The following is a 23,151-nucleotide window of genomic DNA, read 5'->3' as shown; positions in this document are numbered from 1 at the left end:
GGCCACGTCAGCCCACGCGGCCGGGCACCGGCACCCCGGCCACGAGGCGCGCGAGCACCTCCGCGGAGGAGCGGCGGGCGCCGGCGGCGTCGGGGCGCGCGAGCACCCGGTGCGCCAGCACCGGCCCGGTCAGGCTGGCCACGTCGTCGGGGAGCACGAACTCGCGGCCGTTGACGGCCGCCAGCGCCTTGGCGGCGCGCACGAGGTGGAGGGTCGCGCGCGGCGACGCGCCCAGCTCGAGGTCGGGGGAGCGGCGGGTGGCCGTCGTGATGGCCACGGCGTAGCGCTGCACCGACTCCGCGACGTACACCTGCGCCACCATCGAGACGAGCTTGCGGATCTCGGCGGCGTCGGTGACCGGCTCGAGGTCGGCCAGGGGGTCGCGGCCCGCGTGGTGCTGCAGCATCGCGAGCTCCGCCGCCTCGACCGGGTAGCCCATCGACACGCGCGCCATGAAGCGGTCGCGCTGCGCCTCGGGCAGGGAGTACGTGCCCTCCATCTCGACGGGGTTCTGGGTCGCGATCACCATGAACGGGCTCTCGAGCTGGTACGACGTGCCGTCGACCGTGACCTGGCGCTCCTCCATGCACTCGAGCAGCGCCGACTGCGTCTTCGGCGACGCCCGGTTGATCTCGTCGCCCACGACGAGGTTCGCGAACACGCCCCCGGGGCGGAACTCGAACTCGCGGGTGTCCTGGTTGAACACGGACACGCCGGTGACGTCCGAGGGCAGCAGGTCGGGCGTGAACTGGATGCGCCGCACGCTGCAGTCGATGCTGCGCGCCAGCGCCTTGCTCAGCATCGTCTTGCCGACGCCGGGCACGTCCTCGAGCAGGAGGTGGCCCTCGGCGAGGAGCACGACGAGGGCCGAGGTGATGACCTCGCTCTTGCCCTGGATGACCTTCTCGACGTTGTGCCGCACGCGGGCCGTGACCCGGGCGAGCGTCTGGAGGTCCGCCGCGTCGCCCCGCTGGTGGTCCGGAGTGCTCGTCATCCCTGGGGTCCCCGTTCTCGCCGCTCGCCCGCGGCCGGTCGCGCCCGCGTGGGTCCAACGGTAGGGCGTGCGACCAACGGGCGTGGCCCCTTCCCCCGCACGGCGCACCCTCCGCCCCGCTCCACCCCTCCAGACCCGCCCGCTCCACTGTCCTCCACCCGGTCGCTCCCCGGCCGCTCCACCGTCCTCCACCCGGTCCCTCCACAGCCCTCCACCGCCCCGCGCGGCGGGGCGCGGGCCGTCCCGTGGGCCGCGGCGGCGCGGTACGACGCGGGATCGGGCCCCGGGGAGCGCCTCGGGCCGCTCCGGGGGTGCCCGGGGGAGCGTGGTGGAGGAAAGTGGTTGACGGGGGAGGAAAGTGGAGTAAAGTGGAGCGCAAGGGGGCAGGTGGGTGTGGCCCGTCGAGCGGAGGTGGCCGGTGTTCTTCGGCACCTTCACGCCCAAGCTCGACGACAAGGGGCGCATCTTCCTGCCGGCCAAGTTCAGGGACGCGATGGCGGAGGGGCTCGTGGTGGCCAGAGGCCAGGAGAATTCGCTCTCGGTCTGGTCCAAGGCGGGCTTCGACCAAGAGACCGAACGGCTCCAGCGCGCATCGCTCATGGACAAGGCCACCCGCGACTACGTCCGCATGCTCTTCGCGGGCGCGTTCGACGACGTCCCCGACAAGCAGGGCCGCGTGACGATCCCGCCGATGCTGCGCGAGTACGCGTCGCTGGAGCGTGACGTGGTGGTCGTGGGCGCGATGTCCCGGCTGGAGATCTGGAACCCCGAGGCGTGGGCGACCTACACCTCGGAGCAGGTGCCGCGGTTCTCGGCCCTGGACGCGGACCTGGTGCCGGGCACGTAGGCCGGCACCGCAGCAGGACCTGGCAGGACGCAGGACAGCAGCACCCACAGAACAGAACAGCGACGTACGGCGAGGTCTCGGGCCCGCCTCCACGCACTCTGGGGCAACTTCCCCGGTTCCAGAGGGCGCAGCGGAGGCGGGCAGGGACCTGGCCGTACGTCGTTCGGTTTCCGGGGCCGGTGGCCCGGGACCACGCACGGAGCGGCGACAGCCGTGGCAGGGCGGCACCGCCGCAGCAGGGTCGGAGCAGGGTCGGGCGAGGGTCGAGGAGCAGGGTCGTGACGGACGCGGGACGCGAGGACGCCGCAGCGGCTCCCCACGCGCACGTCCCCGTGCTGCTCGACCGCGTCGTCGAGCTCCTGGCCCCGGCGCTGGCGACCGAGGGCGCGGTGCTCGTCGACTGCACGCTCGGCATGGGCGGCCACAGCGAGGCCGTGCTGGAGCGTCTCCCCGGTGCCCGCGTGCTCGGCGTCGACCGCGACCCCGAGGCGCTGGCCCGCGCCGGGCGCCGGCTCGCGCCGTACGGCGAGCGGTTCACCCCCGTGCACGCCGTCTACGACGAGATCCCCGACGTGCTCGCGGAGGCCGGCCTCGCGCCGGTCGGCGGTGCGGCCGCGGTCCTCTTCGACCTCGGTGTCTCCTCGCTGCAGCTCGACGAGGTCGACCGCGGGTTCGCCTACCGCACGGACGCCCCGCTCGACATGCGCATGGACCCGACGGTCGGGCGCACCGCCGCCGACGTCCTCAACACCTACGAGGTGCCCGAGCTGACCCGGGTGCTTCGCGACTACGGCGAGGAGAAGTTCGCCCGCCGCATCGCCGAGGCCGTCGCGCAGCGCCGGGCGACCACGCCGTTCACCACGTCGGCGCCGCTCGTCGAGCTGCTGTACGACGCCATCCCCGCCCCTGCCCGCCGCACGGGCGGACACCCGGCCAAGCGGACCTTCCAGGCGCTGCGCATGGAGGTCAACGACGAGCTGGCGGTGCTGCGCCGCGCGGTGCCCGCCGCGCTCGAGGCGATCGGCGTCGGCGGGCGCGTGGTCGTCGAGTCCTACCACTCGCTCGAGGACCGGCTGGTGAAGCGCGCGTTCGCCGCCGGCAGCCGCTCCGAGGCCCCGCCCGACATGCCGGTGGTTCCCGAGGAGGCGCAGCCCGAGCTGCGTCTCGTCACCCGCGGCGCGGAGAAGGCCCACCAGGCCGAGGTCGACGTCAACCCCCGTGCCGCCTCGGTGCGGCTGCGGGCCGTGGAGCGCGTGCGCCCCGCCGGGACGCAGGCGCGGACCGACCGGCCCGTGAGCAGGGACAGCAGCAGCAGGAACAGCGGGACCGGCAGGGGTCGGCACGGCGACGAGCACGGAGGAGGACGGCGATGAGCAGCTCGGCAGCGCAGCGGAGGCTCGCGGTCCCGCGGTTCGCGGAGGCGGCGGTCGAGCGTGCCCGCCTGCAGGTGGTGCCGCGCGTACGGCGCCGCGCCCCGCGGGTGCCCTTCGTCATCCTCGTGACGGCGGTGCTGCTCGGTGGCATCGTCGGCCTGCTCCTCTTCAACACCTCGATGCAGCAGGCGGCCTTCACCGGCGCCGCGCTCGAGGAGCGCGCCACGGTGCTCGAGGCGCGCCAGCAGACGCTCACCCAGGAGCTGCAGCAGCTGCGCGACCCGCAGCGCCTCGGCGAGGAGGCCACCGCGCTCGGCATGGTGCCGGCGGGCCCGCCGGCGGTCATCGACCTCGGCACCGGCCGCATCGTGGTGGAGGGCGAGGTCGCCTCCCGCGACGACGCGCTCGACGTCGCGCCCCCGGAGCCGGTGAAGCCGGCAGTGCTCGCGCCCCCCGCCCAGATCCGGGACGTGCCGGCCCCCACCGCCCCCGCCGTCCCCACCGCCGCCCAGGGGACCCCCGCCACGGCGACCGCCCCCGGCGCCGAGGCCGCGACCGGCCAGCAGCTGCCGACGACCGACGACCCCGCCGCGACCACGACCCCCTGACCGCGCGCCGGGCGGGGCCGGCGCGCGTCGGCCCGGCCGCCGCGGCGACACGGCCGCGGCTTCCGGATCCCGCACCCGCGAGCCGGTACAACAGTCGAAGCCGTCCCCGTCCTCCCCGCGGACGCCCCCGACCCGACGACACCACGGAGCACGCGTGAGCAGCCCAGCACGAGGACGCCGTCCGGCCCCGACCCTGCGCCGTGCGCGCCGCGGTTCCTCCCAGCTGCGCATGCGGGTGGGCATGCTCGTCATCGCGGCCGTGCTGTCGGTGTTCGCGGCCCGGCTCGTGCAGCTGCAGGCCGTGGACCCCGGGCAGTACGCCGCCATGGCCGCCGAGCGCGGCACGCGCGAGGTCGTCCTCCCGGCGGCCCGCGGCGACATCCTCGACCGCAACGGCGACCCGCTCGCGGCCTCGATCGACGGACTCATGGTCATCGCCGACCCGTCGCAGACGGCCGACGACGCCGCCGAGATCGCCCGCCTGCTCGCCGACGGCCTCGGCGCGGACTACTTCGCGACGCTCGAGAAGCTGCGCGAGGACGACAGCCGCTACGAGTACATCGCGCGTCGCGTGCCGGCCACGACCGCGCTGCAGGTCGTCGACCAGGTCTCCGAGGCCGGCTTCCAGGGCGTCTACACCGAGATCGACCCCGTGCGGGACTACCCGGCGGGCGAGGTCGCGGCCAACGTGCTCGGCTTCATGGGCACCGACGGCCCGCTGGCCGGCATGGAGCTCACCTTCGACGAGCAGCTCGCGGGCACCGACGGCTCGGCGCGCTACCGCGTCGGCGGCGGCAACCGGATCCCGCTGGGCGAGAACTCCACGACCGACCCGGTCGACGGGCAGGACCTCACGCTCACCATCGACCGCGACGTGCAGTGGTACACGCAGCAGGTGCTGCGCGACACCGTCGAGGGGGCGCGCGCCGAGTCCGGCGTCGCCGTCGTGCAGGACACCCTGACCGGCGAGATCATCGCCCTGGCCGACTACCCGACCTTCGACGCCAACAACCCGCTGCTCGCCCCCGAGTCCGACCTGGGCTCCCGCGCGCTGAGCGACGTCTACGAGCCCGGCTCGGTGCAGAAGGCGCTGACGATGGCGGCGCTCATCGACGCCGGCCTCGTCAGCCCCGAGACGCAGGTGGAGGTGCCGCCGTACCTCGAGCGGCAGGGGCGCCGCATCGGCGACTACTGGGACCACGAGACCCTGCGCCTGACGCTCGCGGGCATCCTCGCCAAGTCCTCGAACATCGGCACGGTGCTCGCGGCCGACGACATGTCGTCCACGGCGCTCGACGCGTACTTCCGCTCCTTCGGCCTCGGCTCGCGCACCGACATCGGCGTGCGCGGCGAGACCTCCGGCATCCTGCCCGCGGGCGAGGGCTGGAGCGACATGGAGCACGACCGCATCGTGTTCGGCCAGGCGATGAGCGTGAACGCCGTGCAGATGACGAGCGCGATCAACGCCATCGCGAACGGCGGGGTCTACATCTCGCCGAGCCTGGTGCAGGGCACGGCGACCACGGACGACGGGCGCACCGTCGGCACCGGTGCCCGGGAGACCCACCGCGTCGTCAGCGAGGAGACCGCCACGGCGACGGCCGAGATGATGGAGCGGGTCGTCGACCCCGCGGCCGGGGTCGCGGAGGCCGCGCAGATCCCCGGGTACCGCGTCGCCGGCAAGACCGGCACGGCGCAGCGTGCGGTGGAGGGCGGGTACGAGGGCACGAGCGTCTCGTTCGCCGGCTTCGCCCCGGCCGACCAGCCGCGCTTCACCGTCTACGTGGTCGTCCACGACCCCGCCTCGGGTGGCGGCGGCACCGTCGCGGCGCCGGCCTTCAACCGGATCATGTCCCACGTGCTGCGCAAGTTCGCCGTGGAGCCGACGGGCGCCCCGGCCTCGACGCTGCCGGTGGAGTGGTGACGCGGCCGGTCGGCCGGCGTCCGGACCGCGGACACTAGGCTGCCCCGATGACCTCGACGCCCCCCACGACCCCGCCGTCACCCGACGACGCCGTCGCGGCGGCCCGGCCGCGCACCACCGCGCCGGTCGCGCTCGCAGACGTCGCGGCCCTGGTGGGGGCCGCCGCGCCCGCCGCCGACCCGGCCCTGACCGGGGTCACCCTCAGCTCGCGCCGGGTGCTGCCCGGTGACCTGTACGTCGCGCTGCCGGGCGCCCGCGCGCACGGCGCCGACTTCGCCGCCGAGGCGTTCGCCGCCGGGGCCGTCGCCGTGCTCACCGACGCCGACGGCGCCGCGCGGGTGCGCTCCGCCGTACCCCTGACCTCCCCGACCGCGCCGTCGACAGCGGAGGTGCCGGTGCTCGTCGTGCCGACGCCCCGCTCCGTGCTGGGCCGCGTCGCCGCGCGGGTGTACGGCGAGCCCGCCGCCCGCATGTCGACCGTCGCCGTCACCGGCACGCAGGGCAAGACCACGACCACCCGCCTCGCGGAGGCGGCGCTGACGGCCGCCGGGGTGCCGGCCGCCGTCGTCGGCACCGTCGGCACCCGGGTGCGCGGCACCGACGTCGCGACCGCGCTCACCACCCCCGAGGCGCCCGACCTGCACGGCCTGTTCGCCCGCATGGTCGAGGCCGAGGTGGAGGTGTGCGCGATGGAGGTCTCCAGCCACGCCCTCGTGCTGGGCCGCGTGGACGGCGTCGTGTTCGACGTCGCCGTCTTCACCAACCTGGGGCGCGACCACCTCGACTTCCACGCGGACGTGGAGGAGTACTTCGCGGCCAAGGCGTCCCTCTTCACCGCCGAGCGCGCCCGGCGCGCCCTCGTCAACGTCGACGACGAGCACGGCCGGCGCCTGGTCGACCTGGCCGGTGCCGCGGGCCTGGAGGTGCGGACCTTCTCGGTGCGGGCGGGGACCGCCGCCGACTGGTGGGTCGAGGACGTCGTCGCCCTGGCCGAGGGCTCCCGGTTCACGGTGCGGGGCCCGGACGGGGTGCGCGTCGAGACCGCCGTGGCGCTGCCGGGCGGCTTCAACGTCGCCAACGCGCTGGCCGCGCTGGCCGCCCTCGTCGAGGCGGGGCAGGACCCGGAGCGGGTGGCCGCGGGCCTCGCCGCGTCCGGGGGCGTCCCGGGCCGGCTCGAGCGGGTCGACGCCGGCCAGCCCTTCACCCTCGTCGTCGACTACGCCCACAAGCCGGACGCCATCGAGGCCGCGCTGGGCACCCTCCGTCCCCTCACTGCCGGCCGGCTCGTGCTCGTGCTGGGTGCGGGCGGCGACCGCGACACGGGCAAGCGCCCCGTGATGGGCCGCCTCGGCGCCGAGCTGGCCGACGTGCTCGTGGTGACCGACGACAACCCCCGCACCGAGGACCCCGCGGCCATCCGCGCCGCGGTCCTGGCCGGTGCGCGGGAGGCCGGGTCCACCGCCGAGGTGCTCGAGGTCGGCGACCGGCGCGCGGCCATCCGCGCCGCCGTACGGCTCGCGGCGCCCGGGGACATCGTGGTCGTGGCCGGCAAGGGCCACGAGACCGGCCAGGAGGTCGACGGCACCGTGCACCCCTTCGACGACCGGGTCGTCGCCGCGCAGGAGGTGGCGGCGCTGCTCGCCGAGGCCGACGTCCAGGAGCCGCGCCGATGATCCCGCTCACGCTCGCCGAGGTCGCCGCCGCCACGGGCGGGCGCGTCGACCCGCCGGGGGCGGCCGACGTCGTCGTCACCGGCGCCGCCTCCCTCGACAGCCGCGCCGTGCCGGCCGGCGGCCTGTTCGTCGCCCTGCCCGGCGAGCGGGTCGACGGGCACGACTACGCCGCGGCCGCGGTCGCGGGGGGCGCGGCCGCCGTCCTCGCCGAGCGCTCCGTCGGGGTGCCCGCCGTGGTGGTGCCGGACGGCGCCGTCGCGCTCGGCCGGCTCGCGCACGCCGTCCTGGGCCGCCTGCCCGGCGCGACCGTCCTGGCCGTCACCGGCAGCCAGGGCAAGACCGGGGTCAAGGACTACCTGGAGCAGGTGCTGTCCGCCGCCGGCCCCACGGTGGCGACGGCCGGCAACCTCAACAACGAGCTGGGCGTGCCGCTCACCGTGCTGCGCGCCGACGCCGACACCCGCTTCCTCGTCGTCGAGATGGGCGCGCGGGGGATCGGCCACATCGCCTACCTCTGCACGATCGCGCCCCCGCGGGTGGCCGGCGTGCTCAACGTCGGCTCGGCGCACGTGGGCGAGTTCGGCTCGGTCGAGAACATCGCCGTCGCCAAGGGCGAGATCGTCGAGGCGCTCGGCGCCGACGGACGCGCCGTGCTCAACGCCGACGACCACCGCACCGCCGCGATGGCGGCGCGCACGCAGGCACCGGTGCTGACCTTCGGCGAGGCCGGGGACGTGGCGTGGCGCGACCTGCGGCTCGACGCCCTGGGCCGCCCCCGCGTCGAGCTGGGGTACGCCGGCACGTGGGTCCCGCTGTCGCTCGCCGCCTCGGGTGCGCACCAGGTCGCCAACGCGGCGGCCGCCGTCGCGTTCGCCGTGGCCGCCGGCGTGCCCTTCACCGACGCGGTGGCCGCGCTGGACGGCGCCGGCAGCCGCTCGCGCTGGCGCATGGAGGTCACGGAGCGCGCGGACGGCCTCGTCGTGGTCAACGACGCCTACAACGCCAACCCGGCCTCGATGGCGGCCGCGGTCCGGACGCTGGTGGCCATCGCCGCCGAGCGGCCGGGCGGCCGGGCGGTCGCGGTGCTGGGGGAGATGCGCGAGCTGGGCGACGGGGCCGAGGCGGAGCACCGGGCGCTCGGCGCGCTGGCCGCAGCGAGCGGCGTGGACGTCGTGCTGGCCGTCGGCGAGACCGACGGCCCGGCCGGCTGGATCGTCGCCGGTGCGGTACCGGGCGCCGGCACCGCCGACCGGCGGGACCCCGGCGCCCCTGAGTCGTTCGTCACGTCGACGCGCGACGAGGCGCTGCGGTGGCTGGGCGAGAATGTGTCGGCCCGCGACGTGGTGCTCGTCAAGGCGTCGCGAGGTGCGGCGCTCGAGGTGGTGGCCGACGGCCTGCTGGCCGGGCCGGTGACGGGAGAGGAAGGACCGACGACGTGAGAGCGATCCTGCTCGGGGGTGGGCTGGCCCTCATCCTCTCGCTGCTCGGCACACGGGTGGCGATCACCGTGCTGTCGGCGAAGGGGTACGGCCAGGAGATCCGCGACGACGGACCGACGTCGCACCACACGAAGCGGGGCACGCCCACGATGGGCGGCATCGTCATCATCCTGGCGGCCGTGCTCGGCTACCTGGTGGCGAAGCTGATCACGTGGACGCCGCCGTCCGCCTCGGCGTGGCTGCTGCTGTTCCTCTTCGTCGGGCTCGGCATGGTCGGGTTCCTCGACGACTTCATCAAGATCTACAAGCAGCGCAGCCTGGGGCTGCGGAGCAAGGCGAAGATGATCGGCCAGACGGTCATCGCGCTCACCTTCGGTGCACTGGCGCTGTCGCCGTGGCTGGAGTCCGGGGCCAACGGCCGCACGCCCGCCTCGACGAACGTCTCGTTCCTGCGCGACATCGCGTGGCTGTCCCTGCCGTGGATCGTCGCGGTCCTCTTCATCTGGCTGATCATCGCGGGCACCAGCAACGGCATGAACCTCACCGACGGCCTCGACGGGCTCGCGGCGGGCTCGGCCACGATGGTGTTCGGCGCCTACACGCTCGTGAACATCTGGCAGTTCAACCAGCTGTGCCAGCCCGGCCAGGACGGCGGCTACTGCTACGAGGTGCGCGACCCGCTCGACCTGGCGATCATCGCGGCCGCCATCACCGGCGCCTGCTTCGGCTTCCTGTGGTGGAACGCGTCGCCGGCCCGCATCTTCATGGGCGACACCGGCTCGCTGGCCCTCGGCGGTGCGCTCGCCGGTCTCGCGATCCTCACGCGCACCGAGCTGCTCCTGGTGATCCTGGGCGGCCTGTTCCTGCTGGAGACCCTCTCGGTGATGCTGCAGGTGGGCTTCTTCAAGGCCACGAAGGGCAAGCGCCTGTTCCGCATGGCCCCGCTGCACCACCACTTCGAGATGCTGGGCTGGGAGCAGGTCACCGTGGTGATCCGCTTCTGGATCATCACCGGCATCTTCGTCGCCGCCGGCACCGGCATCTTCTACGCGGAGTGGGTGGCGAACCTGTGACCCGGCGCGACCCCGCGGACCTGGGTCGGGCCGACTCCTGGGACGGCGTGCGGGCCGTCGTGGCCGGGTTCGGGGTGTCCGGCTTCGCCGCCGCCGACACCCTCAACCACCTCGGCGCGCAGGTCGTGGCCCTCGACGAGTCCACGGCCGGCGACCGTCCCGAGAGGGCGGAGCTCCTCGAGGTCCTCGGCGCGACCGTCCACCTCGGCGAGGGCGCGACGAGCACGCTGCCCGACGACGTCGACGTGCTCGTCACCTCGCCCGGCTGGCGCCCCGACGCCCCGCTGCTGGCGCAGGCGGCCGCGCGCGGCGTACCGGTCTGGGGCGAGGTCGAGCTGGCGTGGCGCCTGCGGGACCTCGAGCGCCCGGCGCCCTGGCTCGCCGTCACGGGCACCAACGGCAAGACCACCACCGTGCAGATGCTCGACGCCATCCTGCGGGCGGCGGGCCTGCGCAGCGCCGCGGTCGGCAACGTCGGCCGCCCGGTCGTCGAGGCCGTGATGGACCCCGAGGGGTACGACGTGCTCGCCGTCGAGCTCTCCAGCTTCCAGCTGCACTACACGCGCTCGATGAGCGCCGAGTCGGCCGCCGTGCTCAACCTCGCGGAGGACCACCTCGACTGGTACCCCGACATGACGGCGTACGCCGCGGACAAGGCCCGCATCTACGAGCAGGTCCAGCGGGCGTGCGTCTACAACGTCGCCGACGCCGCCACCGAGCAGATGGTGCGCGACGCCGACGTGGTGGAGGGCGCGCGGGCCATCGGGTTCACCCTCGGCACGCCGGCCGTCGGCATGGTCGGCCTGGTGGAGGACATCCTGGCCGACCGCGCGTTCGTCACCGAGCGCGACACCAGCGCCGCCGAGCTCTGCACGATCGCGGACCTCGCGTCGCCCGCGCCGCACTTCGTCGCGAACGCGCTCGCCGCGGCCGCGCTGGCCCGCGCCCACGGCGTCTCCCAGCAGGCGGTGCGCGACGGGCTGCGCTCGTTCCGGCCCGACGGCCACCGCATCGCCGAGGTCGGCGAGGTCGCAGGGGTGCGCTACGTGGACGACTCCAAGGCCACGAACCCGCACGCGGCGCGGTCCTCGCTGCAGGCCTACGACCCGGTCGTGTGGGTCGCCGGCGGGCTCGCCAAGGGGGCCCGGTTCGACGACCTCGTGCAGGCCGTGCGGACGCGCCTGCGGGGCGCGGTGGTCTACGGCCGCGACCGCGACGTGATCGCGGACGCGCTCGCGCGACACGCGCCGGATGTCCCGCTCATCGTGCTCGGCGACCAGGAGACTTCCACCGACGCGCCCATGGAGGCCGTCGTCGGGGCCGCCGCCCGGATCGCCGAGCCCGGCGACACCGTGCTGCTGGCCCCCGGCTGCGCCTCCATGGACATGTTCGCCAACTACGGCGCGCGGGGCGACGCGTTCGCGGCCGCCGTGCGACGCCGCGGACAGGCGGGCCACGCGGGACAGGCAGGACCGGCAGGGCAGGGACCACAGGGCGGCTGAGGCCGGGAGGGAGGACCGCGGTGACCACCACGCAGGAGCCTCCCGTCCGCCGCGGACGCCCGGGCGCGTCCGCCGACCCGGGGGAGCAGGCCACGGCCGCCCGCGGGCGGTTCGCCTGGACCGAGCCGCTGCGGCGCTCCCTGGAGCGGCCGCTGACGTCGTACTACCTGCTGCTCGGCGCCTCGGCGCTGCTGCTCACCATCGGCCTCGTCATGGTGCTGAGCGCCTCGAGCGTCTACTCCTACCGCCTCACCGGCGACTCCTACGGCGTCGTGCGCCGCCAGCTGATGTGGGCGGCGATCGGCCTGGTCGTCGCGCTCGTGGTCGCGCGCCTGCCGATGCGGGTGGTACGGCGGGCGACCTGGCTGGCCCTGCCCGTCGTGCTCGTGCTGCTGGCCCTGACCCAGACGGGCCTCGGCGTCGAGGTGAACGGCAACAAGAACTGGCTGGCGCTGGGACCCGTGCAGATCCAGCCCTCGGAGCTCGCGAAGCTGACGATCGTGCTGTGGGCCGCGGACGTCTACGCCAACAAGGAGCGGGTGCTCGACCGCGTGCGCCACATGCTCGTCCCGGTCGTCCCGGTCGTCGGCCTCATCATCGTGCTGGTGCTGCTGCAGCGCGACCTGGGCACGGCGCTCGTGCTGCTCGCCATCCTGCTGGCGATGCTGTGGGTCGTGGGGGCGCCGCTGCGGTTCTTCGCGCTCGCCCTGTCGATCGTCGCGGTCGGGGTGGTCGTCCTGGCGACGACGAGCGCGGAGCGGGTCAAGCGCATCACGAACTTCCTCGACCCGTTCGCCGACTTCCACGACGCCGGCTGGCAGCCCGCCCACGGCCTGTTCGCCCTCTCGTCCGGGGGCTTCCTCGGCCAGGGGATCGGGGCCAGCCAGCAGAAGTGGGGCGACCTGCCCGAGGCGCACACCGACTTCATCTTCGCCGTGCTCGGCGAGGAGCTGGGCCTGGTGGGCACCCTGCTGGTGCTCGCGCTCTTCCTCACCGTCGCCTTCGCCGCGATCCGGGTCGCCAGCACCACCGCCGACCCGTTCGTGCGCTACGCGGGCTTCGGCATCGTCGTGTGGCTGCTGGGCCAGGCGATGATCAACCTGGGCATGGTGCTCACCCTGCTCCCGGTCATCGGCATCCCGCTCCCGCTCGTCTCCTACGGTGGGTCCGCACTGGTGCCCTCCCTCGTCGCGCTGGGCCTGCTCATCACGTTCGCCCGCCGCGAGCCGGGGGCGGCCGCGGCCCTCGAGGCGCGGCGCCGGGCGCGCTGAACGACCGATCTCCCGACCGGTCCACCGGGACCGGTGGATCCCCGAGGACCCAGGAAGGCCCTGAGAATGCGTGTGCTGCTCGCCGGCGGAGGGACTGCCGGCCACACCTCCCCGCTGCTCGCCACCGCCGACGCCCTGCTGCGGCGCGACCCCGCGACGCAGGTGCTGTGCGTGGGCACCGCGCGCGGGCTCGAGACGCGGGTGGTGCCGGCGGCCGGCCACGAGCTCGCCCTCATCCCGCCGGTGCCGCTGCCGCGACGCCCCGGCGCGGACCTCGCCCGGGTGCCCGGCCGCCTGCGCGCCGCGGTCCGCGAGGCCGGCGCCGTCATCGACCGCTTCGCCCCCGACGTGGTGGTGGGCTACGGCGGCTACGTCTCGATGCCCGTCTACCTGGCCGCCCGACGCCGCCGGCTGCCGCTCGTCGTGCACGAGCAGAACGCGCTGCCCGGCATCGCCAACAAGGTCGGGGCCCGGGTCGCCGACCGGGTCGCCGTCAGCTTCCCCGACACCCCGCTGCCGCGGGCGACGTACGTCGGGCTGCCCATCCGCCGCATGGTCTCCACCCTCGACCGGGCGGCGCTGCGCGGCGAGGCGCGCGAGACCTTCGGCCTGCGCCCCGACCTCCCGGTGCTGCTGGTGACGGGCGGCTCCCAGGGCGCGCGCCGGCTCAACCAGTCGGTCGCCGCGTCGGCGGGCGCCCTGGGCGCCGCCGGCGTGCAGGTGCTCCACGTCGTCGGCCCCAAGGGCGAGGCCGAGCCGGCCCGCGTCGACGGCGTGCCCTACGTGGTGGAGCACTTCGTCGAGCGGATGGACCTGGCCTACGCGAGCGCGGACCTCGTGCTCTGCCGCTCGGGCGCCTCCAGCGTCACCGAGGCGGCCGCCGTCGGCCTGCCGGCCGTCTTCGTGCCGCTGCCCATCGGCAACGGCGAGCAGGAGCTCAACGCTCGGCCCGTCGTCGACGCCGGCGGTGCGCTGCTCGTCGCCGACGGCGCGTTGACGCCGGAGTGGATCGCGGCCACCGTGCCGGGTCTCGCGAACGACCCCGAGCGGCTGGCGCGCATGGGCGCCGTGGCCGCCGGGCTCATCCCGCGCGACGCGGACGACCGCCTCGCCGACCTCGTCGCCGAGGCCGCGGCCGCGCCCCGCCGCCGCGCGGGACGCCGTATCGGGTCGGCCGGGGGAGGGCAGCGATGAGGGTCCCCGTCCCCGACGAGATCCTGCCGGTCGACCGGCTGGGCGCCGTGCACTTCGTCGGCATCGGCGGTGCCGGCCTGTCCGCCATCGCCCGCATCATGCTCGCGCGCGGCGTCACGGTGTCGGGCAGCGACGGAGCCCCGTCGCCCGTGCTCGACGCGCTCGCCGCCGCGGGGGCGCGGGTGCACGTGGGCCACGCCGCCGAGCAGGTCGGCGACGCCGACACGCTCGTCGTCTCCACCGCCGTGCGCGAGGACAACCCGGAGGTCGTCGCCGCCTACGAGCGCGGGCTGCGCGTGCTGCCCCGCTCCGCGGGCCTCGCCGCCGTGATGGCCGACCGCCGCGTCCTGGCGGTCGCCGGCACGCACGGCAAGACCACCACCACCTCGCTCCTGACGACCGCGCTCGTCGCGGCGGGCGCGGACCCGTCGTACGCCGTGGGGGGCGAGCTCGCGCAGACGGGCACGAACGCCCACGACGGCAGCAGCGACCTCTTCGTGGCCGAGGCCGACGAGAGCGACGGCGCGTTCCTCGTCTACACCCCCCACGTGGCGGTCGTGACGAACGTCGAGGCCGACCACCTCGACGTGTGGGGCAGCGAGGCCGCCTACCGCGCGGCCTTCGACGAGTTCCTCGGCCGCATCGAGCCCGGCGGCCTCCTGGTGGCCTGCGTCGACGACCCGGGCGCGGCGGCGCTGCTGGCCACGGCCCGCGACCGCGGCATCCGCGCCGTCGGCGTGGGCGAGTCGGCCGGCGCCGACCTCCGGGTCGAGGACGTGCAGTTCGCCGGCACGCGCTCCACCTTCACGCTGGTGCCCGCCGCGGACGGACCGGCCGCCGGGCTCGTGGGCGGGGCGGTGAGCGGCCCGGTCGGGCCCGTCGAGCTGCGCATCCCCGGGCGCCACTACGTGCTCGACGCGGCCCTCGCGCTCACCACCGGCCTGCTGCTCGGCCACGACGCCGACGCGCTGCGGGCGGGGCTCGGGTCCTTCACCGGCACCCGGCGGCGGATGGAGGCCAAGGGCGAGGTGGCCGGCGTGCGCGTCTACGACAGCTACGCCCACCACCCCGTCGAGATCGCCGGCGACCTCCAGGCCGCCCGCTCGGTCGCGGGGGAGGGCCGGGTCGTCGTGGCCTTCCAGCCCCACCTCGTGTCGCGCACGCGCATCTTCGGCACGGCGATGGGCGAGGCCCTCGGCGCGGCCGACGAGGTCGTCGTCACCGACGTCTACCTCGCGCGGGAGGAGGCGGACCCCGACGTCACCGGTGCGCTCGTGGCGGGCGCGGTCCCGCTGCCCGCCGAGGCGGTCGCCCTCGTGCCCGCCCTCGACGACGTCGCGGCCGAGCTGGTGCGCCGGGCGCGTCCCGGCGACGTCGTGCTTACCCTCGGCGCCGGCAGCATCACGACCGTCGGCCCCCAGGTGCTCGACCTGCTCCGGACGGGCACGGGCGCGCCGTCGGGGACGGCGTGAGCGACACCCGCCTGCTGTTCGAGCGCCGACGTTGGCGGCGCCGCTGGTCGGCGTGGCGGTGGGTGGCGGTGGTCGGCAGCGTGCTGGCCGCCGCCGCGGCGCTCGTGTGGCTCGTCTTCTTCTCCTCGGTGCTCGCCGTGGCCACGGTCGAGGTGGACGGCACGCGGGTGCTGACCGTCGACGAGGTGCGCGCCGTCGCCGACGTGCCCGAGGGCCGGCCGCTGGCGCGCGTCGACCTGGACGCGATCAGCCGCCGCGTGGACGCGCTCGCGGCCGTCTCCCAGGTCGAGGTCACCCGGGCGTGGCCCGACGGGGTGCGCATCGCGGTGACGGAGCGCGAGGTGGTCGCGGTCGTCGAGCGCGGCACCAGCCTGCGCGGCGTGGACGCCGACGGCGTCGCCTTCCGCTCGTACGACGAGCTGCCCCCCGACGTGCCCGTCGTCCAGCTCGACCCCGCCGCGGGGGACGAGGCCGTGCGCGAGGTCGCCCGCGTCGTCGGGGCCATGCCGGCGCAGACGGCGGCGCAGGTCGCCACCATCACGGCGGTGACGGTCGACGAGATCACCCTGGAGCTGCGCGACGGCGCGGTCGTCGTGTGGGGGAGCGCGGAGGAGTCCGCCGCGAAGGGCGAGGTGCTCGACGTGCTGCTGGCCCAGGGGCTCGAGGTCGAGGAGTACGACGTCAGCGTGCCCAGCCGCCCGACCACGCGCTGACCGGCCCACCTGCCGTCCCCGCCGGAACCCGTCGGCCAGCCCGCCGCGAGCCGACACGCGCGACACGCGCGGCGTGCCTCCCGGATCCTCGGTGCCGCCGACCCTACTGTCGTCAGCACGACGAGGTTGACATAACTATAACCCTCTACCTGAGGGTGACAGTTGAGACCTCGAGCAGGGACCGTCCACCCAACGAACGTGAGAGGCGAGGCCGCCGTGGCAGCAGCGCAGAACTACCTGGCCGTGATCAAGGTCGTCGGCATCGGCGGCGGCGGCGTCAACGCCGTCAACCGGATGATCGAGGTCGGGCTCAAGGGCGTCGAGTTCATCGCCATCAACACCGACGCGCAGGCGCTCCTCATGAGCGACGCGGACGTGAAGCTCGACATCGGCCGCGAGCTGACGCGCGGCCTCGGTGCCGGCGCCAACCCCGACGTCGGGGCCCGGGCCGCCGAGGACCACTCGGACGAGATCGAGGAGGTCATCAAGGGCGCCGACATGGTGTTCGTGACGGCCGGCGAGGGGGGCGGCACCGGCACGGGCGGCGCGCCCGTCGTGGCCCGCATCGCCCGCTCGCTCGGCGCGCTGACCATCGGTGTCGTCACGCGCCCCTTCATGTTCGAGGGCCGCCGCCGCGCGGGCTCGGCGGAGGAGGGCATCGCGGCGCTCCGCGAGGAGGTCGACACCCTCATCGTGATCCCCAACGACCGGCTGCTGTCGATCAGCGACCGCAACGTGTCGGTCCTCGACGCCTTCAAGCAGGCCGACCAGGTGCTGCTGCAGGGCGTCTCCGGCATCACGGACCTCATCACCACGCCGGGCCTCATCAACCTGGACTTCGCGGACGTGAAGTCCGTGATGGCCAACGCCGGCTCCGCGCTCATGGGCATCGGCTCCGCCCGGGGCGACGACCGCTCGGTCGCCGCCGCCGAGATGGCCGTGTCCTCGCCGCTGCTCGAGGCCTCGATCGACGGCGCGCACGGCGTGCTGCTCTCGATCTCGGGCGGCTCCGACCTCGGTCTGTTCGAGATCAACGAGGCCGCGGCGCTCGTGGCCGACGCGGTGCACCCCGAGGCCAACATCATCTTCGGCGCGACGATCGACGACGCCCTCGGCGACGAGGTGCGCGTGACCGTCATCGCCGCCGGCTTCGACGGCGGCGTGCCGAAGAAGCGCGAGGAGGGCGCGGTGCTCGGCCGCGGCCGCGAGCAGGCCGCCCCGGCGCCGCAGGCGGCGCCCGTGCAGCAGGCGCCGGCCCAGCGGGCCCCCCAGCAGCCGGCCCACCAGCAGCCGGCCCCGCAGCAGCCCGCCCAGCCGCGGCAGCCGGCGTACTCCGCCGAGCCCCAGCGCGCCGACCAGCGTCCGCTGCCGCCCCAGCCGAACGAGCGCCCGTCGGTGCCCGTCGGTGCCCCCCGCCCGGCCCAGCAGGCGCCCCAGGTCGACTTCGACGACGACCTGGACGTGCCCGACTTCCTGAAGTGAGCGGGGCGTCCGCAGCCGGTGTTCGTCTTCCGTGAGCGCGTCGGGCGGGTCGAGGTGGCCTTCACCTCGGCCCGCCACGACGCGCGCCCGTTCAACCTCTCCCTGCCCGGCACCCCGCCGGCCGCCGCCGTCGGCGACGTGCGGGCCGACCTGGAGTCGGTGCGCTCCGAGCTCGGGGCCCGGGTCGTGCGCGGCATGCGGCAGGTGCACGGCGCGAGCGTCGTGACGGTCGGCGACGACGGTGCGGACGGGACGGGTGGCGGAGCCTCCGAGGTCCCGGAGGCCGACGGCATCGTGACCGCCCAGCCGGGCGTCGCCCTGCTCGTGCGGGTCGCGGACTGCGTCCCGGTGCTCCTGGCCGACCCGGCCGGTGGTGCCGTCGCCGCGGCGCACGCGGGTCGCGAGGGCATGCGCTCGGGCGTGGTGCCCGCGACGGTGGCCGCCCTGCGCGCCGCCGGGGCGGGCGAGGTCCGCGCGTGGGTGGGTCCGCACGTCTGCGGGCGCTGCTACGAGGTGCCCGCCGCCCTGCGCGACGAGGTGGCCGCGGTCGTCCCGGCCGCAGCGGCCACGACGTCGTGGGGCACGCCAGCGCTCGACCTCGGCGCGGCCGTCCGGACGCAGCTCGCCGCCGCGGGCGTCGACGACGTCGTCGAGGTGGGCAGGTGCACGATGGAGGACGCCGACCTGTGGTCCCACCGCCGGGACGGCGCCACCGCGGGCCGCCTGGCCGGCCTCGTGCAGGTGGTCGCGTGAGCACCGGCGACGAGGAGCCCACCGGTCGCGGCGCGGAGCTCGCGGCGGGCCTGGCGACGGTGCGCGAGCGGATCGCCTCCGCCACCCGCGCGGCCGGCCGCACCGACGAGGTCGAGCTCGTCGTCGTCACGAAGTTCTTCCCCGCCTCCGACGTGCGGCTCCTGGCCGGGCTCGGGGTGGGCTACGTCGGCGAGAACCGCCACCAGGAGGCCGCCGCCAAGGCGGCCGACTGTGCCGACCTGGGGCTGAGGTGGCACTTCATCGGCGGCCTGCAGAGCAACAAGGCGGCGGCGGTGGCGGCGTACGCCGACGTCGTCGAGTCCGTCGACCGGGCCAAGCTGCTCGCCCCGCTGGCCCGGGGACGGGCCGAGCGGGACGTGGACGGGCCGCTCGACTGCCTCGTGCAGGTGAGCCTCGACCCGCCCGGGGCCGCGCACCGCGCGGGCTGCCCGCCGGAGCAGGTCGCGGAGCTGTGCGACGCCCTCGCGGGCACCGACGGGCTGCGCCTGGCGGGTCTCATGGCGGTCGCGCCGCTGGGGGAGGACCCCGCGGCGGCCTTCGCGCGGCTGGCGGAGCAGGCGGGCCGCGTGCGGGCCGACCACCCCGGCGCGACGGTGCTGTCGGCCGGCATGAGCGGCGACCTCGAGGAGGCCGTCGCGGCCGGGGCGACACACGTGCGTGTCGGCAGCGCGGTCCTCGGAGCGAGGCCCCGTGTCCAGTAGTGTCCGATCCAACCGAGCGCGCCCCCGTGGTGTGCCACAACTCCTGAGGAAGTCAGCATGAGCGGCGCGATGCGCAAGATCGGCGAGTACCTCGGTCTGCTCGAGGACCCGGGGTACGACGAGTACGACGAGATCGACGGTCACTCCGACGAGCGGGACGAGCGCGACGTCCGTGAGGCGCGCGACGAGCGCGACCACTCCGACGTGCGCGAGGAGCGCCCGGCGCGTCGTCGTCCGGCCGAGGCCGCCCCGGCCCCCGTCGCCGACCTCGCCGAGCGCCGCCGCGCCCAGGTCGCGGCCGCGCCCGTCAGCCAGGTCGCCGAGCTGTCGCGGATCATCACGTTGCACCCGCGCACCTACAACGAGGCGCGCACCGTGGGCGAGAACTTCCGCGACGGCATCCCGGTGATCATGAACCTCTCGGAGATGGACGACAGCGACGCCAAGCGGCTCGTGGACTTCGCCGCCGGCCTGGTCTTCGCGACGCGTGGCACGATCGAGCGCGTGACGAACAAGGTCTTCCTGCTCTCGCCCCCGAACGTGACGGTCGCCGCCGAGGACAAGGCGCGCATCGTCAGCGGCGGCTTCTTCAACCAGAGCTGACGCCGCACGTTGACCGCGAACATCATCGGGCAGGTCGTCGAGGGCGTCCTGTTCGTCTTCATCGCCATGCTGTGGATCCGCTTCGTCGTCGACTGGGTGCAGGTCTTCGCCCGGTCGTGGGAGCCCAGGGGCGTGCTGCTGGTCGTCCTCGAGGCCGTCTACTCGGTGACGGACCCCCCGATCAAGGCGCTGCGCAAGGTCATCCCGCCGCTGCGCCTGGGCGGGGTGGCGCTGGACCTCAGCTTCCTGATCGTCCTGGTGGCGAGCATGCTGCTCCTCCAGGTGAACCGTGCGACGCTGCTGAGCGCCTGACCTCCGCGACGGTCGAGTGACCCGTGGGGGAGTTGAGGCGCTAGTGTTGCGCAGAGACGTGTTTTGCAAGCCGACGAGATGAATGGGTGTGGTCATGCCACTGACGCCTGAGGACGTGAGCAACAAGCGCTTCACTCCTGTCCGGCTCCGCGAGGGCTACGACATGGGTGAGGTCGACCAGTTCCTCGACGAGGTCGAGGCCGAGCTGGCCCGTCTCACGAAGGAGAACGAGGACCTGCGCGCCAAGCTCAGCGCCGCGCAGTCGGGCGCTCCTGCTCCCGCGCCGGTGTTCGAGAAGGCGCCCGAGCCGACGCCGGCCCCCGCGCCTGCTCCCGCTCCCGCTCCGGCGCCCGCCCCGGTGGTGGCCGCTGCCGCCCCGTCCGGTGGTGTCGAGACGATCCGCGTCGAGACGGTCCCGCAGGCGTCGAACGCCGCGGCCCGCCTCCTCGAGATCGCCACGCGCAACGCCGACGAGCTCGTCGACGACGCCAAGAACGAGGCCGACCGCATCATCGGCGAGGCCCGCACCAAGGCGGAGCGTCTCGAGGGCGAGGCCAAGACCAAGGCCGACCGCATGGAGGCCGACGCCCGCACCCGCTCGCAGATGCTCGACACCGAGACCGCCGAGCGTCGCCAGCAGATGTTCGGCGACCTGGAGCGCGAGCGCGACAAGCTCAACGGCGAGGTGGAGCGCCTGCGCTCCTTCGAGCGGGAGTACCGCTCGCGCCTCAAGACCTACTTCACGCAGCAGCTCGAGGCCCTCGGTGGTGGCGGCGACGCCGCGCCCGTGGCCGACAGCTCGGCCGCCCCGAAGCGGCTGCGCTCGATCCTCGGCGACGACGAGGCCTGAGCAGCACGTCGGCGGCACGCACGGCCGGTCACCCCTCCCGGGGTGGCCGGCCGTTCGTCGTCCCGGGCCACGCGTCGGTACGACGGGGCGGCCGGCTCGCCGGGACGGTTGAGCGGTGCGGACCGGGCGGCTAGGGTCCTCGCACGCCGACGGCACGTCGCCTCGGACACCGACTCGGAGGAGCACGTGGTGAACGAGGAGATGACCGGCGACACCGGCCTGCGGGAGGTCGACCCGGCCGCGCTGCCGGTCGCCGAGGGCGACGACCCCTGGACGCGTGCGGAGGTCGACGAGGTCGTCGCCGAGCTGCAGGAGCACGCGGCGACCCTGAGGGCCCGCATCGAGGCCCAGGAGGCGGAGCTCGCCGGCCTGTTCGCCGACGCGGGCGACGGCGCGGGTCCCGACGCCGCCGACCTCGGCGCGTCGACGTTCGAGCGCGACCACGAGCTCAGCCTCGTGAGCACGGAGCGCACCGCGCTGGAGCAGGTGGAGCGGGCGCTCGGACGCATCGGCGAGGGCCGTCTCGGGGTGTGCGCCTCGTGCGGGGGGCCGATCGGCAAGATGCGGGTCATGGCTTTCCCGCGTGCCACACTGTGCGTGTCATGCAAGCAGCGCGAGGAGCGTCGCTGAGCCGCGGCTCGGGCGACCCAGACCGGCCCCCGTCCTCCCCGTCGTCCCGGCGGCGCCGCACCTGGACGGCGTTCCTGCTGGTGGCCCTCGCGGCCTACGCCGTCGACCTGACGACGAAGGAGCTCGCGCTCCGCCACCTGGTGGACGGCCCCGTCGCGCTGGTCGACGACCTGCTCGTGCTCCGCCTCGTGTTCAACCCCGGCGCGGCCTTCGGCCTCGGCACGGGGGCGACCCCCGTGCTCACCGTCGTGGCCATCGTCGCGACCGTCGCCGTGCTCGTCGTCAGCCGCCGCCTCGGCAGCGCGCTGTGGGCCGTCGCGCTCGGCCTGCTGCTGGCGGGCGTGACGGGCAACCTGACCGACCGGCTGCTGCGCGACCCGGGACCGTTCCACGGCCACGTCGTCGACATGGTCGCCCTGCCCAACTGGCCCGTGTTCAACGTCGCCGACATGTGCATCAACGTCGCCGCCGCGCTCATCGTCGTGCAGGCCTTCCGCGGCGTGAAGGTCGACGGCGGCCACGTCGACGACGACCGCCGCGACCCGGCCGACGACCCGGCCGACGACCCCGCCGACGACTCGGCCGCCGCCCCCGCCGACGGGGCCCCGGGGTCCGACGGACCCGCGACGGAGGGCCCGCGGTGAACGCCGACCTGCGCGTGGTGCTCGTGCCCGAGGGCATGGCCGGGGAGCGCGTCGACGCCGCCATGGCCCGGATGTTCGGCGTGAGCCGCTCCCGGGCCGCCGAGCTGATCGCCGAGGGTCACGTGGCGCTCGACGGCGACTCGGTCGCGAAGTCCGACCGCGTCGTGGCCGGTGCGCTGCTGGAGGTCACCATCCCCTCGCTGGTCGACCCGCTCGAGATCGTGCCCGAGATCGTCGAGGGCATCGGGATCATCCACGACGACGACGACATCGTCGTGATCGACAAGCCGGTCGGCGTCGCCGTCCACCCCTCGCCGGGCTGGCGGGGCCCGACGGTCGTCGGCCACCTCGTCGGCGCGGGCTTCCGCATCGCCACGAGCGGGGCCTCCGAGCGCCAGGGCATCGTCCAGCGCCTCGACGTCGGCACCTCGGGCGTCATGGTGGTGTGCAAGTCGGAGACGGCGTACTCGCGCCTGAAGAACGCCTTCCGCAACCGCGAGGTCGACAAGACCTACCACGCGCTCGTCCAGGGCCACCCCGACCCGCACACCGGCACCGTCGACGCCCCCATCGGGCGGCACCCGCGCTCGGACTGGAAGTTCGCCGTGATGGCCGACGGCCGCGCCAGCGTGACCCACTACGAGACCCTCGAGGCCCACCGGTTCGCCAGCCTCCTGCAGGTCCACCTCGAGACCGGTCGCACCCACCAGATCCGCGTGCACATGTCGGCCCTCAAGCACCCCTGCGTGGGCGACCTGACGTACGGCGCGGACCCGACGCTGGCGCGCCGCGTCGGGCTCGAGCGCCAGTGGCTGCACGCCGTGCGGCTCGGCTTCGTGCACCCGGGCTCGGGGGAGTACGTGACGTACGACTCGGGCTACCCCGACGACCTCGCCCACGCCCTCGAGGTCGTGCGCGACAGCCACTGAGCGGGCGCGGGCAGGACGGCGCCGGGGACGTGCGCGACGCGGGAACGTCGGTGCCCGACGGCACGATGACGGACGTCGCGTCGCGTAGGCTGACCTCCTTCCCCGCGCACCGCCCGCACCACCCGTCTGTCCTGCTGCACCGT

Annotated in this window: 22 protein-coding genes; 21 read left to right on the top strand and 1 reads right to left on the bottom strand. The window is 75.1% G+C overall.

Going from position 1 to position 23,151, the window contains the following annotated elements; genetic code table 11:
• Positions 1-7 precede the first annotated feature (7 nt).
• Positions 8-994, bottom strand: a complete 987-nt coding sequence (locus ACOACO_RS13590; protein WP_420296807.1) for an AAA family ATPase — start codon at positions 992-994, stop codon at positions 8-10.
• A gap of 418 nt (positions 995-1,412) precedes the next feature.
• On the opposite strand from ACOACO_RS13590, the gene mraZ reads away from it, so the two are divergent.
• The 21 genes from mraZ (at position 1,413) to ACOACO_RS13485 (ending at position 23,008) form a co-directional block, all read left to right on the top strand.
• The gene (gene mraZ, locus ACOACO_RS13585) at positions 1,413-1,841 is read left to right on the top strand and encodes a division/cell wall cluster transcriptional repressor MraZ (protein WP_277499969.1); all 429 of its coding nucleotides are present in this window, start codon (positions 1,413-1,415) and stop codon (positions 1,839-1,841) included.
• Between the two features lie 278 nt (positions 1,842-2,119).
• Positions 2,120-3,214 carry a 16S rRNA (cytosine(1402)-N(4))-methyltransferase RsmH gene (gene rsmH / locus ACOACO_RS13580; RefSeq protein WP_420296806.1) on the top strand — a complete coding sequence of 365 codons (1,095 nt, stop codon included), beginning with the start codon at positions 2,120-2,122 and terminating at the stop codon, positions 3,212-3,214.
• Positions 3,211-3,822, top strand: coding sequence for a hypothetical protein (locus tag ACOACO_RS13575; protein ID WP_420296805.1), 612 nt, complete (start codon positions 3,211-3,213; stop codon positions 3,820-3,822). Before rsmH ends, ACOACO_RS13575 begins: the two co-directional genes overlap by 4 nt.
• 154 nt (positions 3,823-3,976) lie before the next feature.
• Positions 3,977-5,746, top strand: a complete 1,770-nt coding sequence (locus ACOACO_RS13570) for a peptidoglycan D,D-transpeptidase FtsI family protein (protein WP_420296804.1) — start codon at positions 3,977-3,979, stop codon at positions 5,744-5,746.
• Between the two features lie 47 nt (positions 5,747-5,793).
• Positions 5,794-7,419 carry a UDP-N-acetylmuramoyl-L-alanyl-D-glutamate--2,6-diaminopimelate ligase gene (locus ACOACO_RS13565; protein ID WP_420296803.1) on the top strand — a complete coding sequence of 542 codons (1,626 nt, stop codon included), beginning with the start codon at positions 5,794-5,796 and terminating at the stop codon, positions 7,417-7,419.
• Positions 7,416-8,858, top strand: coding sequence for a UDP-N-acetylmuramoyl-tripeptide--D-alanyl-D-alanine ligase (locus ACOACO_RS13560; protein WP_420296802.1), 1,443 nt, complete (start codon positions 7,416-7,418; stop codon positions 8,856-8,858). The genes ACOACO_RS13565 and ACOACO_RS13560 overlap by 4 nt, the downstream gene beginning before the upstream one ends.
• Positions 8,855-9,931, top strand: coding sequence for a phospho-N-acetylmuramoyl-pentapeptide-transferase (mraY, locus tag ACOACO_RS13555; RefSeq protein ID WP_420296801.1), 1,077 nt, complete (start codon positions 8,855-8,857; stop codon positions 9,929-9,931). The genes ACOACO_RS13560 and mraY overlap by 4 nt, the downstream gene beginning before the upstream one ends.
• Positions 9,928-11,433 (top strand): UDP-N-acetylmuramoyl-L-alanine--D-glutamate ligase, encoded by a 1,506-nt coding sequence (gene murD, locus ACOACO_RS13550; RefSeq protein WP_420296800.1) that lies wholly within the window; start codon positions 9,928-9,930, stop codon positions 11,431-11,433. The genes mraY and murD overlap by 4 nt, the downstream gene beginning before the upstream one ends.
• Before the next feature lie 20 nt (positions 11,434-11,453).
• On the top strand, positions 11,454-12,704 hold the full coding sequence (gene ftsW / locus ACOACO_RS13545) for a putative lipid II flippase FtsW (protein WP_420296799.1): 1,251 nt from the start codon (positions 11,454-11,456) through the stop codon (positions 12,702-12,704).
• A gap of 66 nt (positions 12,705-12,770) precedes the next feature.
• Positions 12,771-13,898: an undecaprenyldiphospho-muramoylpentapeptide beta-N-acetylglucosaminyltransferase gene (murG, locus tag ACOACO_RS13540; RefSeq protein WP_420296798.1), complete on the top strand. Its 1,128-nt coding sequence runs from the start codon at positions 12,771-12,773 to the stop codon at positions 13,896-13,898.
• The gene (murC, locus tag ACOACO_RS13535; RefSeq protein ID WP_420296797.1) at positions 13,895-15,370 is read left to right on the top strand and encodes a UDP-N-acetylmuramate--L-alanine ligase; all 1,476 of its coding nucleotides are present in this window, start codon (positions 13,895-13,897) and stop codon (positions 15,368-15,370) included. Before murG ends, murC begins: the two co-directional genes overlap by 4 nt.
• Positions 15,367-16,083, top strand: coding sequence for a cell division protein FtsQ/DivIB (locus ACOACO_RS13530; RefSeq protein WP_420296796.1), 717 nt, complete (start codon positions 15,367-15,369; stop codon positions 16,081-16,083). Before murC ends, ACOACO_RS13530 begins: the two co-directional genes overlap by 4 nt.
• Positions 16,084-16,299: 216 nt before the next feature.
• The gene (ftsZ, locus tag ACOACO_RS13525; RefSeq protein WP_420296795.1) at positions 16,300-17,565 is read left to right on the top strand and encodes a cell division protein FtsZ; all 1,266 of its coding nucleotides are present in this window, start codon (positions 16,300-16,302) and stop codon (positions 17,563-17,565) included.
• Between the two features lie 18 nt (positions 17,566-17,583).
• Positions 17,584-18,318 (top strand): peptidoglycan editing factor PgeF, encoded by a 735-nt coding sequence (pgeF, locus tag ACOACO_RS13520; protein WP_420296794.1) that lies wholly within the window; start codon positions 17,584-17,586, stop codon positions 18,316-18,318.
• Positions 18,315-19,040, top strand: coding sequence for a YggS family pyridoxal phosphate-dependent enzyme (locus ACOACO_RS13515; RefSeq protein WP_420296793.1), 726 nt, complete (start codon positions 18,315-18,317; stop codon positions 19,038-19,040). The genes pgeF and ACOACO_RS13515 overlap by 4 nt, the downstream gene beginning before the upstream one ends.
• Positions 19,041-19,097: 57 nt before the next feature.
• Positions 19,098-19,643: a cell division protein SepF gene (locus ACOACO_RS13510; RefSeq protein ID WP_420296792.1), complete on the top strand. Its 546-nt coding sequence runs from the start codon at positions 19,098-19,100 to the stop codon at positions 19,641-19,643.
• Positions 19,644-19,652: 9 nt separating this feature from the next.
• Positions 19,653-19,955 carry a YggT family protein gene (locus tag ACOACO_RS13505; protein ID WP_420296791.1) on the top strand — a complete coding sequence of 101 codons (303 nt, stop codon included), beginning with the start codon at positions 19,653-19,655 and terminating at the stop codon, positions 19,953-19,955.
• 94 nt (positions 19,956-20,049) lie between these two features.
• Complete coding sequence (locus ACOACO_RS13500; RefSeq protein ID WP_420296790.1) at positions 20,050-20,805, top strand: DivIVA domain-containing protein; 756 nt, start codon at positions 20,050-20,052, stop codon at positions 20,803-20,805.
• Positions 20,806-20,994: 189 nt separating this feature from the next.
• Complete coding sequence (locus tag ACOACO_RS13495; protein WP_420296789.1) at positions 20,995-21,435, top strand: TraR/DksA family transcriptional regulator; 441 nt, start codon at positions 20,995-20,997, stop codon at positions 21,433-21,435.
• Positions 21,408-22,079, top strand: a complete 672-nt coding sequence (lspA, locus tag ACOACO_RS13490; RefSeq protein WP_420296788.1) for a signal peptidase II — start codon at positions 21,408-21,410, stop codon at positions 22,077-22,079. Before ACOACO_RS13495 ends, lspA begins: the two co-directional genes overlap by 28 nt.
• 8 nt (positions 22,080-22,087) lie before the next feature.
• Positions 22,088-23,008 (top strand): RluA family pseudouridine synthase, encoded by a 921-nt coding sequence (locus tag ACOACO_RS13485; protein WP_420297238.1) that lies wholly within the window; start codon positions 22,088-22,090, stop codon positions 23,006-23,008.
• Positions 23,009-23,151: the final 143 nt, after the last annotated feature.

The sequence above is a fragment of the Nocardioides sp. CPCC 205120 genome (assembly GCF_048654585.1).
Classification (GTDB): domain Bacteria; phylum Actinomycetota; class Actinomycetes; order Propionibacteriales; family Nocardioidaceae; genus Nocardioides.
The sequence above is the reverse complement of the archived record's forward strand: the minus strand, read 5'-3'. Positions and strand labels throughout refer to the sequence as shown.